This is a genomic window from Hymenobacter qilianensis, assembly GCF_014489555.1.
GTDB lineage: Bacteria > Bacteroidota > Bacteroidia > Cytophagales > Hymenobacteraceae > Hymenobacter > Hymenobacter qilianensis.
The window spans coordinates 555,484-569,321 of record NZ_CP060784.1 but is presented as its reverse complement, the minus strand read 5'-3'; the positions used below and the strand labels follow the sequence as shown (position 1 = coordinate 569,321).

General features: G+C 56.7%; 14 protein-coding genes, 1 tRNA gene and 1 pseudogene. 10 read left to right on the top strand and 6 right to left on the bottom strand.

Annotation, left to right across the window (positions count from 1 at the left end; all coding sequences use genetic code 11):
* Positions 1-114: 114 nt before the first annotated feature.
* The gene (locus H9L05_RS02605; protein ID WP_187310635.1) at positions 115-1,305 is read right to left on the bottom strand and encodes an MFS transporter; all 1,191 of its coding nucleotides are present in this window, start codon (positions 1,303-1,305) and stop codon (positions 115-117) included.
* 120 nt (positions 1,306-1,425) lie between these two features.
* Positions 1,426-1,869 (bottom strand): cupin domain-containing protein, encoded by a 444-nt coding sequence (locus H9L05_RS02600; RefSeq protein WP_187732914.1) that lies wholly within the window; start codon positions 1,867-1,869, stop codon positions 1,426-1,428.
* A gap of 203 nt (positions 1,870-2,072) precedes the next feature.
* Between H9L05_RS02600 and H9L05_RS02595 the strand changes: the two genes are divergently transcribed.
* Positions 2,073-3,953 (top strand): ABC transporter ATP-binding protein, encoded by a 1,881-nt coding sequence (locus H9L05_RS02595; RefSeq protein WP_187732913.1) that lies wholly within the window; start codon positions 2,073-2,075, stop codon positions 3,951-3,953.
* 162 nt (positions 3,954-4,115) lie between these two features.
* Complete coding sequence (locus H9L05_RS02590) at positions 4,116-4,706, top strand: DUF4136 domain-containing protein (protein WP_187732912.1); 591 nt, start codon at positions 4,116-4,118, stop codon at positions 4,704-4,706.
* Positions 4,707-4,736: 30 nt separating this feature from the next.
* Here the strand turns inward: H9L05_RS02590 and H9L05_RS02585 are convergent, their stop codons facing one another.
* On the bottom strand, positions 4,737-5,027 hold the full coding sequence (locus H9L05_RS02585) for a DUF983 domain-containing protein (RefSeq protein ID WP_223284690.1): 291 nt from the start codon (positions 5,025-5,027) through the stop codon (positions 4,737-4,739).
* 270 nt (positions 5,028-5,297) lie between these two features.
* A complete protein-coding gene (locus H9L05_RS02580) occupies positions 5,298-6,212 on the bottom strand; it encodes a hypothetical protein (RefSeq protein ID WP_187732911.1) in 915 nt (304 codons plus the stop codon).
* Positions 6,213-6,376: 164 nt separating this feature from the next.
* Here H9L05_RS02580 and H9L05_RS02575 point away from each other — a divergent pair, with 164 nt between their 5' ends.
* From H9L05_RS02575 to H9L05_RS02550, 5 genes and pseudogenes are all read left to right on the top strand, one after another.
* Positions 6,377-6,556, top strand: coding sequence for a hypothetical protein (locus H9L05_RS02575; RefSeq protein WP_187732910.1), 180 nt, complete (start codon positions 6,377-6,379; stop codon positions 6,554-6,556).
* Positions 6,499-7,724, top strand: a pseudogene (locus tag H9L05_RS26665) (LIC_10190 family membrane protein). Before H9L05_RS02575 ends, H9L05_RS26665 begins: the two are co-directional and overlap by 58 nt.
* Before the next feature lie 20 nt (positions 7,725-7,744).
* Complete coding sequence (locus H9L05_RS02560) at positions 7,745-8,110, top strand: hypothetical protein (RefSeq protein ID WP_187732907.1); 366 nt, start codon at positions 7,745-7,747, stop codon at positions 8,108-8,110.
* Between the two features lie 165 nt (positions 8,111-8,275).
* Positions 8,276-8,776: a redoxin domain-containing protein gene (locus tag H9L05_RS02555; RefSeq protein ID WP_187732906.1), complete on the top strand. Its 501-nt coding sequence runs from the start codon at positions 8,276-8,278 to the stop codon at positions 8,774-8,776.
* 120 nt (positions 8,777-8,896) lie between these two features.
* A complete protein-coding gene (locus H9L05_RS02550) occupies positions 8,897-10,897 on the top strand; it encodes a peptidylprolyl isomerase (RefSeq protein WP_187732905.1) in 2,001 nt (666 codons plus the stop codon).
* A gap of 80 nt (positions 10,898-10,977) precedes the next feature.
* On the opposite strand, the gene H9L05_RS02545 is transcribed toward H9L05_RS02550, so the two are convergent.
* The gene (locus tag H9L05_RS02545) at positions 10,978-11,325 is read right to left on the bottom strand and encodes a cupin domain-containing protein (protein ID WP_187310643.1); all 348 of its coding nucleotides are present in this window, start codon (positions 11,323-11,325) and stop codon (positions 10,978-10,980) included.
* 200 nt (positions 11,326-11,525) lie between these two features.
* On the opposite strand from H9L05_RS02545, the gene H9L05_RS02540 reads away from it, so the two are divergent.
* From H9L05_RS02540 to cysK, 3 genes are all read left to right on the top strand, one after another.
* A complete protein-coding gene (locus H9L05_RS02540; RefSeq protein ID WP_317175079.1) occupies positions 11,526-12,116 on the top strand; it encodes a serine O-acetyltransferase in 591 nt (196 codons plus the stop codon).
* Between the two features lie 2 nt (positions 12,117-12,118).
* Positions 12,119-12,352, top strand: coding sequence for a hypothetical protein (locus tag H9L05_RS25730; RefSeq protein ID WP_317175078.1), 234 nt, complete (start codon positions 12,119-12,121; stop codon positions 12,350-12,352).
* Positions 12,353-12,500: 148 nt separating this feature from the next.
* Positions 12,501-13,421, top strand: coding sequence for a cysteine synthase A (cysK, locus tag H9L05_RS02535; RefSeq protein ID WP_187732904.1), 921 nt, complete (start codon positions 12,501-12,503; stop codon positions 13,419-13,421).
* A 198-nt stretch (positions 13,422-13,619) separates the two neighbouring features.
* Here cysK and H9L05_RS02530 read toward each other — a convergent pair.
* Positions 13,620-13,693, bottom strand: a tRNA-Ala gene (locus tag H9L05_RS02530).
* Positions 13,694-13,838: the final 145 nt, after the last annotated feature.

The window sequence follows — 13,838 nt, the reverse complement described above, 5'->3', positions numbered from 1 at the left end:
CCTTAAAATAAGCCAAAATCACCGTGTAGGAAAGAGGCCGGTAATCCGGCAACCAAAAGTGCAAGATTGGCGCATCTCTTCCAAGTTTTTCTGCTATATAGATTTGTACCTACATTAAGCAGTGGCGCGCACGCGCTCCTCCGCCCGCACACCCCATAGCAAATAAGCCAAGGCGGCAAGCGTAGCAATGGCTCCAAGCGCGTGTACGTAAGGCAAATGGCTGGCAATATTGCCGTACAGCCAGCCAGAAAGAAGCGCGCCCAACCCAATGCCGGCCTCCAGCGCGATGTACATGGTAGCCACAGCCCGCCCGCGCCGCTGCTCGTGGCTCAGGTCGATGGTCCAGGCATAGAGCGTGGGGGAATTAAGACCGGCTGCCAATCCAAAGATCACGGCGGCGGCCAAGAATATGGGTACTGAGTTGGCCACAATCAGCAGGATCATGGAGAAAGCCAGCAGCGCCGCCGACGCCCGCAGAATCGGTACGCGGCCGTAAGTGTCGGAGGCGCGGCCCGCTACCAGACGAACCAGCAAGGAGGCGGTAGTGAAAAAAGTAAAAAACAGCCCTTTGTTAGCAATACCCAGCAGCTGACTTTGGTCGGGAATAACGGTGAGCACAATGCCGAAAGGAAACAGGCACAGCAGCGTAACAATGGCGGGCGCCCGCACCTGAGGCTCCAGTACCTCATTCCACTCCAGACGCAGCAGACGCCAGCTAAACCGCTCGCGCTGGGCTTGGGGTAAGGTTTCGGTCATGGTGCCCTGCACCGCCAACGATAGCAGCGCCGCCCCCGACGAGCAATAGAACATGGTTTCGAGCGAAAACTGGTTGGTAATCAGGCTGCCAACCACTGGCCCCGCCGCCATGCCCAAACTGCCCGCCACGCCCAGAAGGCCCATCGCCTCGCCCCGCCGCTGCAGCGGAATGATATCCGCAATAAACGCGGCTGTGCCCGTGGGCTTGAAGCCTGTGCTGAACCCGTGCAGCAAACGCAGTAGCAGAAACCCCGCAACCGTGGTGACCCAGGGATAAAAGAACCCGCACAGAAAGCACACCAGCGACCCAAACACCATCACCGGAATGCGCCCCACGGTGTCGGCCAGCTTGCCGCTGAACGGCCGCGAAATGCCCGCCGTAAGCGTGAAAAGCGCGATAATAAAGCCTTTGTAGTCGGCCCCGCCCAGCCGCGTGAGATAATCGGGTAGCTCCGGCAGGAGCATATTGAAGCTGATAAAAAACAGGAATGAACTCAGGCACATCAGCCAAAAGCCAGCCGAGTAAATACTGTTCTTGAAGAAGCGCATAGGGGCAAAGGTACGCCTGCTAACGCCAGTTGGTTTAAGTTTTTGCCCCCACGGGCAAGCAGAGCTGCAAAGCTCTACAATATCGCTTTTACTTACTTAGACAGCTTCAGTAGCCGAGCTTTAAGGTAGAATCGTCACGCCATGCTTCGCGCAGATTGCCGTCACGGCGGCAAAATCTGGCGGGCCGGCCGGAAGTTGATTCAATTCCTCAAACATGCGCTCTATTCCAGCCGGGAAGATGGATAAATGAACCTTGGCTTTTGTATCGCCAACTACCGTGAAGCGGTGCGCCACACCGCGCGGCACGTACGTCAGCTCGCCGGCCTTCAGGGTTTGAACCGTATCCTCTATCTGAAACTCAACCGTGCCTTCCAGCACGTGAAACACCTCGTCTTCATTGGCATGTACGTGCTTCGGAACGCCTATCCCGGGGTCGTTCCATTGTTCAATCAGCGTAAACTGATTATTGGTATCCTTCCCGCTTAGCTTAATACACTGATGATCACCTAGTACAGTGAGCCGAGTTCCCTCTTCCTGCTTCAAAATTTTAGCTTCTGCCTTCATATTTATCAAGTTGTTATCGTGTTAAGGAAGATATTAAATCTATCAGATATATACCATGGCTGAGCTCGTTCTCCCCAGCGGCCGCCTGCTTTTCTCAGCGTTGCTTAAAGTCCAGGAAGTTGCTGCTGCCTATGCCTTGAAAGTATGTATGCCAAAAAGGCTGTCTCTATAGTTCGGCGCGAAGTGTGTCGGTGCCATTTCCTATGCCTTGGTTCTCTGATCTTTTCGATAAAATTTCCGCTAAACGCCCCCGCCCCGATGGTAAGCCAGCCCTCACAGTGCGCGAGCGGTTTTCGGCGCTAAAAAACATTCCGGCTTTCCTGAAGCTCATTTGGGAAACCAGCCCCAGCCTCACGCTTGGTAACATTGGTCTGCGCTTGTTGCGGGCGGCTTTGCCGGTGGCCATGCTGTATGTGGGCCAGCTTATTCTGGACTCCGTGGTGAGTTTGGCGCGGTCGGGGGGCAATTCTGACGCTTCCTTAGGGCCGCTGCTGAGCTTGGTGGCGCTGGAGTTCGTATTGGCCATTTTGTCGGATACGCTCGGGCGCGGCGTGGCCTTACTAGATAGTCTGCTGGGCGATTTGTTCGCCAACCGCTCCTCCGTGCGCCTGATGGAACACGCCGCCGAGCTCGATCTGGACCAGTTCGAAGACAGCACATTTTACGATAAACTCGAACGCGCGCGCCGCCAAACGCTTTCGCGCACCGTGCTGATGGCCCAGGTGCTCAGCCAGGCCCAGGACGCTATTACGATGGCGTTTTTGGCCATCGGGCTGGTGGCCTTCAATCCGTGGCTGCTGCTGTTGCTGCTGGTGGCCGTAATTCCGGCTTTTCTGGGCGAGTCGCACTTCAATGAGCGCAGCTACTCGCTGGTGCACGGCTGGACGCCGGAGCGCCGCGAACTGGACTACCTGCGCCAAACCGGCGCCAGCGACGACACGGCCAAAGAAGTTAAGATTTTCGGCTTGTCGGGCTTCCTGATTGATCGGTTCAAGTTACTGTCGGATCAATTTTATCAGCAGAATAAAGCGCTGGTGCTACGGCGGGCGGGCTGGGGGGCTTTTTTCGCGGCAGTGGGCGCAGCCGGTTACTACGCAGCCTATGTGTATATCATTTCGCAAGCCGTCAGGGGGCAAATTTCCATTGGTCAACTTACATTTTTGGCGGGTTCGTTTGCCCGGATGCGCGGCTTGCTGGAAGGTATTCTGAGCCGCTTTAGCAGCGTGGCCGAAGGTGCGCTGTATCTGCAGGACTTCTTTGATTTCTTCCGCATTCAGCCGCGCATTATTCGCGACGAAGCGCACGTTGTGCGGCCATTCCCTCGGCCAATTCAGGTGGGTTTTCAGTTTGAAAATGTGGGCTTCAAATACCGTAATGCCGGCAAATGGGCCATTCGCAATCTGAGCTTTACCCTGCAAGCCGGCGAAAAGCTGGCGCTGGTGGGCGAAAACGGGGCCGGCAAAACGACCTTGGTCAAGCTGCTGGCCCGCCTCTACGACCCTACGGAAGGACGCATTCTGCTCGACGGCCACGATTTGCGCGAGTACGATCCGGCCGAGCTGCGCCAGGAAATCGGCGTCATCTTTCAGGATTTTGTGCGCTTCCAGCTGTCGGCGGGTCAGAACCTGGCGGTGGGCCGCATTGAGGAGAAAGGAAATCAGGACCGGATTCAGGCCGCGGCTGCCCAAAGTCTGGCCGATACGGTGGTACAAAAGCTGCCCGGCGGCTACGACCAGATTATCGGTCGCCGGTTTGCTGGCGGCGTAGACCTAAGCGGGGGCGAATGGCAGAAAATTGCGTTGGGCCGGGCCTACATGCGCGATGCCCAGCTCCTGATTCTGGATGAGCCCACCGCCGCCCTCGATGCCCGTGCCGAGCACGAGGTGTTCCAGCGTTTCGCTGATTTGACCAAGGGCAAAACCGCAGTGCTTATTTCGCACCGCTTCAGCACCGTGCGTATGGCCGACCGCATCCTGGTTATTGAGAATGGCGAGTTCGTCGAAATTGGTTCGCACCCGGAGCTGCTGGCCCGTGGGGGGCGTTATGCCGAGCTGTTTGCCTTGCAGGCTGCGGGGTACAGATAAGGCCACAGTTTAGGCTCAAAGTCGGATAGAGCAACTGGAAAGCAAGCAACAGCCGCATCAGTGGCGATTATCAACTTTTTTGCTCCTTTTCAATTGATTATCAAACCGTAAACAAATTCCATTTCGTATCTTGGGTATAGGTATCACCAATAGCTAACACCCATGAAACTATCGTTTACGCTTCTCCTGAGCTTGATGGCTCTAGCCATGTCAGGCTGCTTTGCCTCACGTGAGGCCCGAGTTGAATCGGACTATAGCTATACTGGCAATTTTCGCCGCTATCGGACCTATGATTTCATTACCGGCCAAGGCTTAGCCGCCGATACCAGTCGCTTGGGCGAAGTGCTGCGCGAGGCTATTCGGACCCGTATGCGGGTGCAGGGCTACCGGCCCGCGCGCAGCCGCGCCGACCTGCTGGTAAATTTTCGTGTGTTTGAAGGCGACATGCGCTTCCGTGGCTATGCCCAGGAAGACCTCACGCGCTGGGTAACGACCGGCATTGTAGAGGACGACGAGACTCCGAAAGAGGAGCGGCAGGGCTACAAGCCAGTGAAGCTGCTGCTTACCGAAGGTACGTTGCTGGTTACGCTCATCGACAATAAAACCAACCGCGCCGTTTGGAACGGCTACGCTTCAGGCGTGACGGTACCCCCCGGCGCGCAAGGCGAACAGGTGTTAAAGCGCTCGGTGCGTTCCATTTTCGACCGCTACCAGATCTTCACCGAAGGTTATCTGGAGAATAACCGGCAATAACCAACTTCTAGAGAGTTATCTGGTCTGTCGTTATGCCTTGCGAGGCTGTTGTTCCGCGGGCTCGGCCCACCGTGGGTTATAGCGAACAAAGCCGAACAAATACAGCATCAGCGCTCGCGAATAGCGGAATACCAGCGGCATAGTCAGTACCGTGGCTACGGCTACGGTCAGCACGTACACCCACACCGCTGGGTCGCCAGCTAAGTAGTAGAGACCCACGCCGCTGAGCGCAAAAATCGCGACTGAGAAGCCGTAGCTTACAAACATTGCCCCCAGTAAAAGCCAGGCTCCGGCTCGTAGGCTTGTCCGCAAACCGGACATGAATCCAGCATTTGGGAGAACTTGGTGACGCGATACGTGGGGTACTTAAACAATGGGCCCTGATGGCAGCGCGGACAGCGAAGGGCCAGCATTGCGAGGAAAGAAGAACGAATTGGCTTCATTGGTTAAGCTAAAAATTGCCCCCCAAGACTGGTTTGATTGCGGGTTGGGAACGGCAAGCCGTAAGCATACGGTGCTGGCTTACGTACGCTTACGGCTTAAGAGACAAAGAAGCTGCGTCTGGAAGCGTATTGCTGCTCCGCTAAGGAGTTAGCGGCGGCTGCCAGGTATGCGAAATTGCAGGCCGATAGAAGGCACAATAGTTACTCCCTTCAAGGTCGTGGAGCGATTATTCAGCAACTGATACGTGCCGTAGTTTTGGTAAAACACCGACACGGCCGGAATAATATAGGCGTAGCGGTAGCCGATTTTGGCATTGATAAAACCACCATAGGAGCCAAAATCCTGCTTCTGGCTTAAGCCAGCCAACAGATTATTGGTGCCGATCTGATATACCTTATTGGAATCGAAGCCATAGCGTACGAAAGTGTGCGTGTACACCACGCCAAACGATAACGCGCCAATTTCCTCTTCGGGGCCAAACGATTTGCTGAAAACCAGCGGCACAATCAGGTCGTTGCGGTTAGCCCGGAAGCTGAGCACATCCGCAATGTTGTCGAGGAAGGGGAGGTTAGGCAGCTTGGCGCGTTGCGTGGCAAACTGCAGTCCGATGCTGCCGTACATGGCACCCGCCTGGCCACCAGGGCTTTCTGGTGTACCCGTTGGTCCCATAAACTGATACATGGCGTCGAAAACGTGCGAGCCGAAAGCGTACTTGTAGCCGGCATCTACACGGTCGGTGACGCCGTAGCGCACGTACAGGTCGGCGGTGGGCTGCACTGGGTCGAGCACGTAAGCCAGCGCCGCCGCTTGTAGTCGGTCGACGGCGGCACTATACTGCACGGTGTCTTTGCGGGCGGCAGCCGAAGCAGCGTCCTTCAGTGTTGAGCCAGCCTGGTCGAGGGTTGAGGTGGCCACGTTGAAGGCCGTGTTGCCGCCCACCCGAAACTCGCCGCGGGGCGTAACCTTGCCCGAGCTGGTGAAGGTGCGCGGCGCGGTGCAAGCCGTAGCTAGCAGCGCCAGCAGGGGTAGATAACGAAGGAGGGGCAGGCGGTGAATAGTCATGGAAGGAGAAGTAAAGAGCGGGGCGAAGTTGGTGAAAAAGCCCCCAGCGCCAAAATCAGGCCGGAAGCCTAACTAATCGAATCAGAGTACCATAATGATTCCGCATTCATCTGATTTGGGAGTACTTGCTGGTTTATCACCGCATCCTGGCATATTTGCCTCCCATGCTGACTCTATTGCTATCCTGGTTGATAATGGCTGCCGTAACGACGACGGTGGGCCGGGCTGTGTGGAGTTGGCTGCGGAGCAAGGGTTTGGCTGGCACTGAAGCGACATTGCCGCTAGAGTGGCTCAGTTTGCTGGGCTTGTGTGTGCTGGCGCCTATCGTGGGGGCATTTCGCTGAGTTGGGCTATCAGTTCGAGTATTCAACTGGTAATTGCCGGCAGTGCTCTGGCGCTGATGCTAACGCAGCGAAAAGAAATTGCCGCCGATTTCCGACGAAGCTGGCAAGCGTTTAGGCACCCGCGCAACCGCTATTTACTGCTTGCCAGCCTTTCTATACTGGCCGTGCTCGGCATTCGGCTGCTCCATCAAAGCACGTTGGCTCCCGCCAATTTCGACTCAGGGCTGTATCATTTCCAGACCTTAAAGTGGCTGAATGAATACCCAACAGTGCCGGGCCTGGGCAATCTGCACGGGCGGCTGGCCTTCAATTCCAGCTGGTTTCCGCTGCTGTCCTTGTTTCGCTATGGCAGTCCGGCGGGGCCTATGTATGGGCTGGGGGCTTTTTGTATGTGATGCTGCTGGTAGCATTGGTGCGGGCAGCGGTAGGAGCGGGGCGCGGCTCGCGCGCGGCCTGGGCGCTGCCGCTGCTGTTCTTTCTACTGCTCTGGAGCTTTCAGATCTGGCTGTCGTCGCCAACTCCCGACTACGTGCTGCCCCTGCTGTTGATTTTTGCTTTCCTGCGCTATGCCCGCAAGTGGGAGCTAGGCTACGGCCGACGCTTCGACGCTGATACTGTCCTTGTTGGGCTGGTCATTCTGCTGGCCGTTACGATAAAGCTTTCGGCGCTGCCGGCGTTGCTGCTGCCCTTGCACAGCCTGTGGGCCAGCCGACGCGCCATGGCCCGTCGCCACTGGCTACTGGTAGCGGGGCTCGTATTCTGTATGCTCACGCCCTGGCTGGTGCGCGGCATCCTCTTATCGGGCTACCTCATCTATCCCGTCGCCGCCCTCGACTGGATTAATGTAGACTGGAAAATTCCGCTGGCCTCGGTTCAAAAAGAGCAATACATGATTACCAACGTGGGGCAATGGACAACGCATTCTACCTGTTTGCCGCCCCACCAGACGTTGGGCCAGTGGGTGCCGCACTGGTGGCTTACGCAAAGCAACTTCATGCGGGGCGTTATGCTGCTGGCCGCCGGTTCGGTGGTGCCGGCAATAGTACGCTGGCGCAAATTTACTTGCCCCGAAATAGGCTGGGCAATTGGCTGGCTAACCGCCTGGCTGGGGGCTTTTTTTGGTTCTGGGCCGCGCCTGACTACCGCTTTGGGGTTGGATTTCTGCTGATAGCGGGCTTATGGCCCTGGTTGAATCTTGCTCCGACGCGGCCGCGCAGCGGAGTCGTAGCATGGTTGCCGGTATTGCTCACATTGGCGTGGGGGCTTCATTCCCTGCGTGATCCATGGTACCAACTCCGTACGCAGCCGCAGACTTTCGCGCACCGCCTGCTGTGGCCCGCTCCGGCCCCGACTGTGCCTACGCTGCCCCTAAAGCCAGGCAAGAACTTCGTGGTCCGCGTGCCGCAGGTTGGTATTCAGTGCTGGAATGCTCCGCTGCCATGTGCCACCTGCCCGGAGATTGAGGTAGAAATGCGCGGGCCCACATTAACTCAGGGCTTTCGGCCGCCACCTGTCCCGTCTGGCCTCATGTGCTGTCTGGAAGCACCTGAGTAGTTACAGCAACATCTGGCGGTCAGAAATAAACTGCTGCCGGCGAACCTTCCGTTTGCCAACGGACTATTACTAGCAGTGAGTCCGATGGCTCAGTTTCCAAATACACACTTAAGCTAACGCCGGATGATTCGTATTACATGGAGGCTCATACAAATGCTTGCTTATGTGTGCTTGGTTTTAGCTACGCTGCCAGCATTTAGTCAGAGCCCAGACAGGCGCCCGAATCAGGTGGCCACGGTGTATATATTTCTGGCCGAAACCTGCCCAATCAGCCAACAGGCCACGCTGGCGCTGCGCAACCTTTACACCACCTACGCTTCCCGCGGCGTGCAGTTTGTTGGCTTGTTTCCCGATCAGCAAACAGCTGCAGCCGATATTGCCGCGTTTGGCCGAACGTTTAAAGTGCCTTTCCCACTGAAGCTGGACAGCAAAAAGCACCTTGCACGTCGTTTCCAGGCCAGTATTACCCCGGAGGTAGTAGTGGCAGCCGCCGATGGCCGTACCGTACTCTACCAAGGCCGCATAGATAATAGCTATGAGCGCCTTGGCCAGCGCCGCACCGTCGTTACCCAACATGAGTTGCGCGATGCACTAGCTGCTATTACCACCGGTAAGCCGGTGGCCAAGGCTCGCACCGAAGCCGTGGGGTGCTTTATTGCAGAATAAAGAAATGAAGGGTGGCGCTAACGCAGTGGAAAGCCTTATTTAGAACTGTAGAGCCTTCAGTAGCAATAGCTTAGTGCGCACACTAGCGTCAGCGTCATATTTTGGCTATTTTGGCCAACGATGACCCACTCACTCTTCCTTTCCCACCTTACCAAACTGCTCGCTTTTAGCTGCCTGAGCTGTTGGTTGGGAGCTTGCACTACGCCGCGTACCAGTGTCGTAGAAGCTAAATCCGCTACTTCCACCAATAAGTTTGCGGCTGACTCAGCTCTGCGGCGAATTGCCACTGCCCAGGATGCCCGCCAAACACGGTTGCTGCTGCCGTATCTGCAGCGACCCGAAGCTATCTATCGGCGCGAGGCGGCTTTGGCCTTCGCCTCCGTGCAGGACAAAGCCGCCACATCAGCCTTAATTACTTGCCTCAGCGACACTGACCCAGGTGTGCGCCGGGCCGCAGCCTACGCCCTTGGCCAGACCGCCGACAGCACCGCCGCTCCGGTACTGCATCAACGCATGGGTGCGGAGGCCGACCCAGCTGCGCGACGCGCCATCCTCGAAGCACTCGGCCGCTGTCTCACCCAAGGCGAGTTGAGCAACCTGCTGCGTTTGCCCTCCAGCCTTGCCTCCGATACGGCTACTCTTACAGGTCAAGCCTGGGGATTATACCGGGCTGGCTTGCGTGGCGTAACATCTGACGCGGCTGTAGCGCGGCTCATGCAGCTGCTGGAGCTTCCGAATCCGCGTGGTGCGCGCATGGCCGCTGCCAATGCCTTAGCACGTACCCGCGGCCTCGATCTGACTACGTATGCTGTTGCTCTCGCCAAAGTAGCCCAGGCCGATCCGGCTTATGCCGTGCGCAGCGCCGCTACTTCTGCATTAGGCAAGGCATCCGAAGCGCCATCTGTGCCCGGCGTGTTGGCCGCCATTACGCGCCGCGACCCCGAGTATCAGGTGCGCGTGAGTGCGTTGCGGGCTATGAATGCGGCCATGTATGTGCCCGTAAAAGAGGCAGCCTGGGCGGCCTTAACCGACAAGAATGATCAGGTAGCGCTTACCGCCGCAGAGTTTTTTCTGACTCATGCCGCCGAGGAGCCGGGCACCTTATTTCTGGAGAAAGCCAACAAGCTACCACAGTGGCGGGTGCGGGCAACGTTGCTGGCTGCGGCCCTCAAGCAGCGGGCCGAAGGCCGGGAAGCGATTCGCGGGGCCGTGCAGGAGCGCTATACCGCCGCTACCGATCCATATGAAAAGGGCTACTTGCTGAAGGCTTTAGGCGAAGACCCGAATGCGTATGAATTTGTTTCTACGGCCACATTTGCCCCCCAGCAGTCAGTTGTAATCGGGACGTATGGCATGGAGGCGCTGGTAGCTATGCGGCGCTTGCCCGACTTTCCGGAATCCCAATATCCGGCCTTTGCCTTGCTGTTGCAGCGAGCCGTGGGCAGCGGCGACGTGGCGATTATGGGTATTGCCGCCGAAGCCATTCGCGACCCCAAGCTAAACGTGCAACCCCTGCTAACCTCCACCGATTTCCTGACGCAAGCCCGCGATAAGCTCGCAATGCCCCGCGACCTCGAAGCCTGGCAATCCTTGCAGCAGACTATTGATTACCTGAATAAAAAGCCCCCCACGCCGCTGGTAACCTCCTCTATCGTATCACATCCAATCAATTGGGCAACGGTAAATAAAATTCCAGCCGGACAGCGGGCAACGGTGCACACGAGTAAAGGCGATATCGTCTTTCAGTTGCTGGTGGAAGCCGCGCCGGGCTCGGTGGCCAATTTTGTGGAGCTGGTTGAGCAAGGTTTTTATAATGGTAAGAACTTCCATCGGGTAGTGCCCAACTTTGTGGCGCAGGGTGGGTGCCCGCGCGGCGATGGCTGGGGCAGCACCGATTATAACCTGCGCTCCGAATTTGCCGACCTGCGCTATGGCGTGGGGGCCGTCGGGCTGGCCTCGGCTGGCAAAGACACCGAAAGTTGTCAGTGGTTTATCACGCACGCCCCCACGCCCCACCTCGATGGCCGCTACACCATCTTTGCACAGGTGGTCAGTGGGCTCGATGTAGTAAGCGGCTTGGACATCGGCGACAAAATTGACCGCATTGAGCTGGTTCGCTAGCCTATAAAAAAGCCCCCCAGTCAGCTTACAATAATCTGTAGGCTGACTGGGGGCTTTTTTGTGGCCAAGAAAGCGCGGGTTTACGCCTGCTTGTCTTCGCGGCCGTGCACCTGGTAGGGGGGAGTAGTTGCTTCTACGGCAGTAAAAGCTTCCAGAATTTTATAGGTGTGCGAAGCACCTTTGGGCACTACCCACGAGTTGCCGGGCTCCAATATGACCACTTGGCCTTCGGAGTGCAGCTCGGCGCGCCCGCTGATTACGTAGCCTACCGTTTCGTAGGGCCGCGATACGGGCTCTTTATCGTCGCTGGGCTGCTCATTTTCCCAGAGGCGCATCGATATGTTTTTGCCGGAAGCGAGATATTTTTCTCCATCATTGCCCTTGGGCGAGTGATGAGAGTCGACTTTGATAACAGTGGAATCGGACATAAAAGGGGCGTTTTGGAGTGAAATGTCAGGGATTGTGCTTTCATAACGAGCAAGGCAGCGCTGCGGTTGCCTGCGCAGTGCTGCCCCAAACCTTCACCGCCGCCGATTGTTGCTGCTACTTCGAATGACGTTATCTTAGGCCCAGGAGGCCCGTAGGCTGCACCAGAAACCGGCATGTAGCGCCTTTACGCATACCCTTTATGTCCGAAGAATTTGTTCAGACGCTGGCTTTAGCGCATCAGCAAGCCACCGTTCCGTTGCCGGCGCACGCATTTTGCCATTTGGCCGACCAGTTACTGTCCTTACTATTCCCCGAGCGTGCCGATCGGCAGTTATCCAGCGCCGATGCCGTTGCCGCCACCCTGAGCCACCTGCGGGCTGAGCTGACGGCCTTGCTTCGCCCGGTTCCGTTGCGGGAGTCCTCCGAGGCCGTAGTGGCCGCCTTGGCTGCGCAGCTTCCACACCTGCGCCAGCTGTTGCTGCTCGACGCGAATGCTATTGTCGCCGCCGACCCCGCCGCTCAGGGTGTAGCTGAGGTAATATCCACGTATCCGGGCTTTTACGCTATTGCGCTGCACCGGCTGGCCCACGCGCTGCACCAGCTAGCGGTTCCTCGTGTGCCTCGCCTGCTCAGTGAGTATGCACACGCCCGCACCGGCATCGATATTCACCCCGGAGCCCGCATTGGTTCTTCCTTCTGCATTGACCACGGCACCGGCATTGTGATAGGCGAAACGGCCGTCATTGGAGCCCATGTCAAACTATTTCAGGGTGTTACGCTTGGGCCTTAAGCGTGGCTAAGCAGCTGCAAGGCATCAAGCGCCATCCAACTATTGAGGATAACGTAGTCATTTATGCCAACGCGACCATCTTAGGCGGTAGTACGGTAGTGGGCAGCCACAGCATTATCGGGGGCAACGTCTGGCTGACGGATAGCGTCCCGTCCCATTCCCGCATTTACCACAAAGCGCAGCTCCACGTTACGCGCACCGAAGATCCCAGCGCAGATATTTCCTTTTCAATTTAGTTACATGGTTATCCAGAACGTCATGCAGAGCAAAGCGAAGCATCTCGCGTGCTGACGAGAGATTAGTAACCTTGGTGAACACGCGAGATGCTTCGCTGCCGCTCTGCATGACCGCCTTTCTTGTAAAACCATTTAACCACATACCCTAATGAAAGCGAATACCATTCTCGACACCATCGGTAATACTCCTTTGCTGCGCATCAATCGACTTTTTGCCGACCGGCCCGACGTGGAAGTCTGGATGAAAGCGGAGCGCGCTAATCCAGGTGGCAGCATCAAAGACCGCATTGCCCTTTCCATGATTGAGCAGGCCGAAAAAGACGGATTACTTGGCCCCGATAGTCTGATTGTGGAGCCAACTTCCGGCAATACCGGCGTTGGTCTGGCCATGGTGGCTGCCGTAAAAGGCTACAAGCTCACTTTGGTAATGCCCGAATCAATGTCGATTGAGCGCCGCCGTCTGATGGCAGCGTATGGCGCCAATCTGGAGCTGACGCCACGGGAGAAAGGTATGAAAGGGGCTATTGAGAAAGCAAACGAAATCCGGCAAAGCACGCCCGGCGCCTGGATTCCCATGCAGTTCGACAACCCCGCAAACATTAAGGTGCATGCCGAAACAACCGCCCAGGAAATTCTGCGCGACGCACCCGAGGGCTTCGACTACCATATCACCGGCGTGGGCACTGGGGGGCATATTACCGCCGTAACGGAGGTGCTCAAGCCCTTATTCCCAAAGATGCTGACCTTCGCCGTGGAGCCCGAATTGTCGCCGGTTATCAGTGGCGGCGCGCCTGGTCCGCACCCTATTCAAGGCATCGGCGCGGGCTTCATCCCTAATAATCTACATACTGATATTCTGGACGGTACCATTCAGGTAAGCCAGCAAGCCGCCTTCGATATGGCCCGGCGGGCAGCCCGCGAGGAAGGAATCTTTGTGGGCGTTTCATCTGGGGCCTCTCTGGCCGCTGTAGCTCAAAAGCTACCCGAAATGCCCCACGGAAGCCGCGTGCTCACCTTCTGCTACGACACCGGCGAGCGATATCTGTCTGTGGAAGGTTTGTTTGTCTGAACCACGGATTTGTCGGATTCCACGGATTTCGCAGACGACTTTATTGTGATACTAAAAAGCCCCCAGATCATTTCTAGGGGCTTTTTTATGGTATAAAACTTACGTTCAAACAAACGCCGTTCACAAAATCCGTGGAATCCGACAAATCCGTGGTTCAGACAAAAGGCCCGGCTTATTCAGCCGGGCCTTTCAAATGAGTGGAGAATATCGGAGTCGAACCGATGACCTCTTGCATGCCATGCAAGCGCTCTAGCCAGCTGAGCTAATCCCCCATTTTATTTTACCAGCCACCTTTCGTGTTTGGTGGGACAAAAGTACGGCGCGTTTCGGATTCTGCAAGGCTGGGGGGCTTTTTTTGGGAAATCTTTTCCATTGCCACCCAAAAAAAGCGGCCGGAGAATTTCTCCGGCCGCTTTT

Excerpts from the sequence above, each read along its gene's own strand:
- H9L05_RS02605 (WP_187310635.1), bottom strand. The coding sequence starts at position 1,305 with ATGCGCTTCTTCAAGAACAGTATTTACTCGGCTGGCTTTTGGCTGATG.
- H9L05_RS02600 (WP_187732914.1), bottom strand. The coding sequence starts at position 1,869 with ATGAAGGCAGAAGCTAAAATTTTGAAGCAGGAAGAGGGAACTCGGCTC.
- H9L05_RS02595 (WP_187732913.1), top strand. The coding sequence starts at position 2,073 with ATGCCTTGGTTCTCTGATCTTTTCGATAAAATTTCCGCTAAACGCCCC.
- H9L05_RS02590 (WP_187732912.1), top strand. The coding sequence starts at position 4,116 with ATGAAACTATCGTTTACGCTTCTCCTGAGCTTGATGGCTCTAGCCATG.
- H9L05_RS02585 (WP_223284690.1), bottom strand. The coding sequence starts at position 5,027 with ATGTCCGGTTTGCGGACAAGCCTACGAGCCGGAGCCTGGCTTTTACTG.
- H9L05_RS02580 (WP_187732911.1), bottom strand. The coding sequence starts at position 6,212 with ATGACTATTCACCGCCTGCCCCTCCTTCGTTATCTACCCCTGCTGGCG.
- H9L05_RS02575 (WP_187732910.1), top strand. The coding sequence starts at position 6,377 with ATGCTGACTCTATTGCTATCCTGGTTGATAATGGCTGCCGTAACGACG.
- H9L05_RS02550 (WP_187732905.1), top strand. The coding sequence starts at position 8,897 with ATGACCCACTCACTCTTCCTTTCCCACCTTACCAAACTGCTCGCTTTT.
- H9L05_RS02545 (WP_187310643.1), bottom strand. The coding sequence starts at position 11,325 with ATGTCCGATTCCACTGTTATCAAAGTCGACTCTCATCACTCGCCCAAG.
- H9L05_RS02540 (WP_317175079.1), top strand. The coding sequence starts at position 11,526 with ATGTCCGAAGAATTTGTTCAGACGCTGGCTTTAGCGCATCAGCAAGCC.
- cysK (WP_187732904.1), top strand. The coding sequence starts at position 12,501 with ATGAAAGCGAATACCATTCTCGACACCATCGGTAATACTCCTTTGCTG.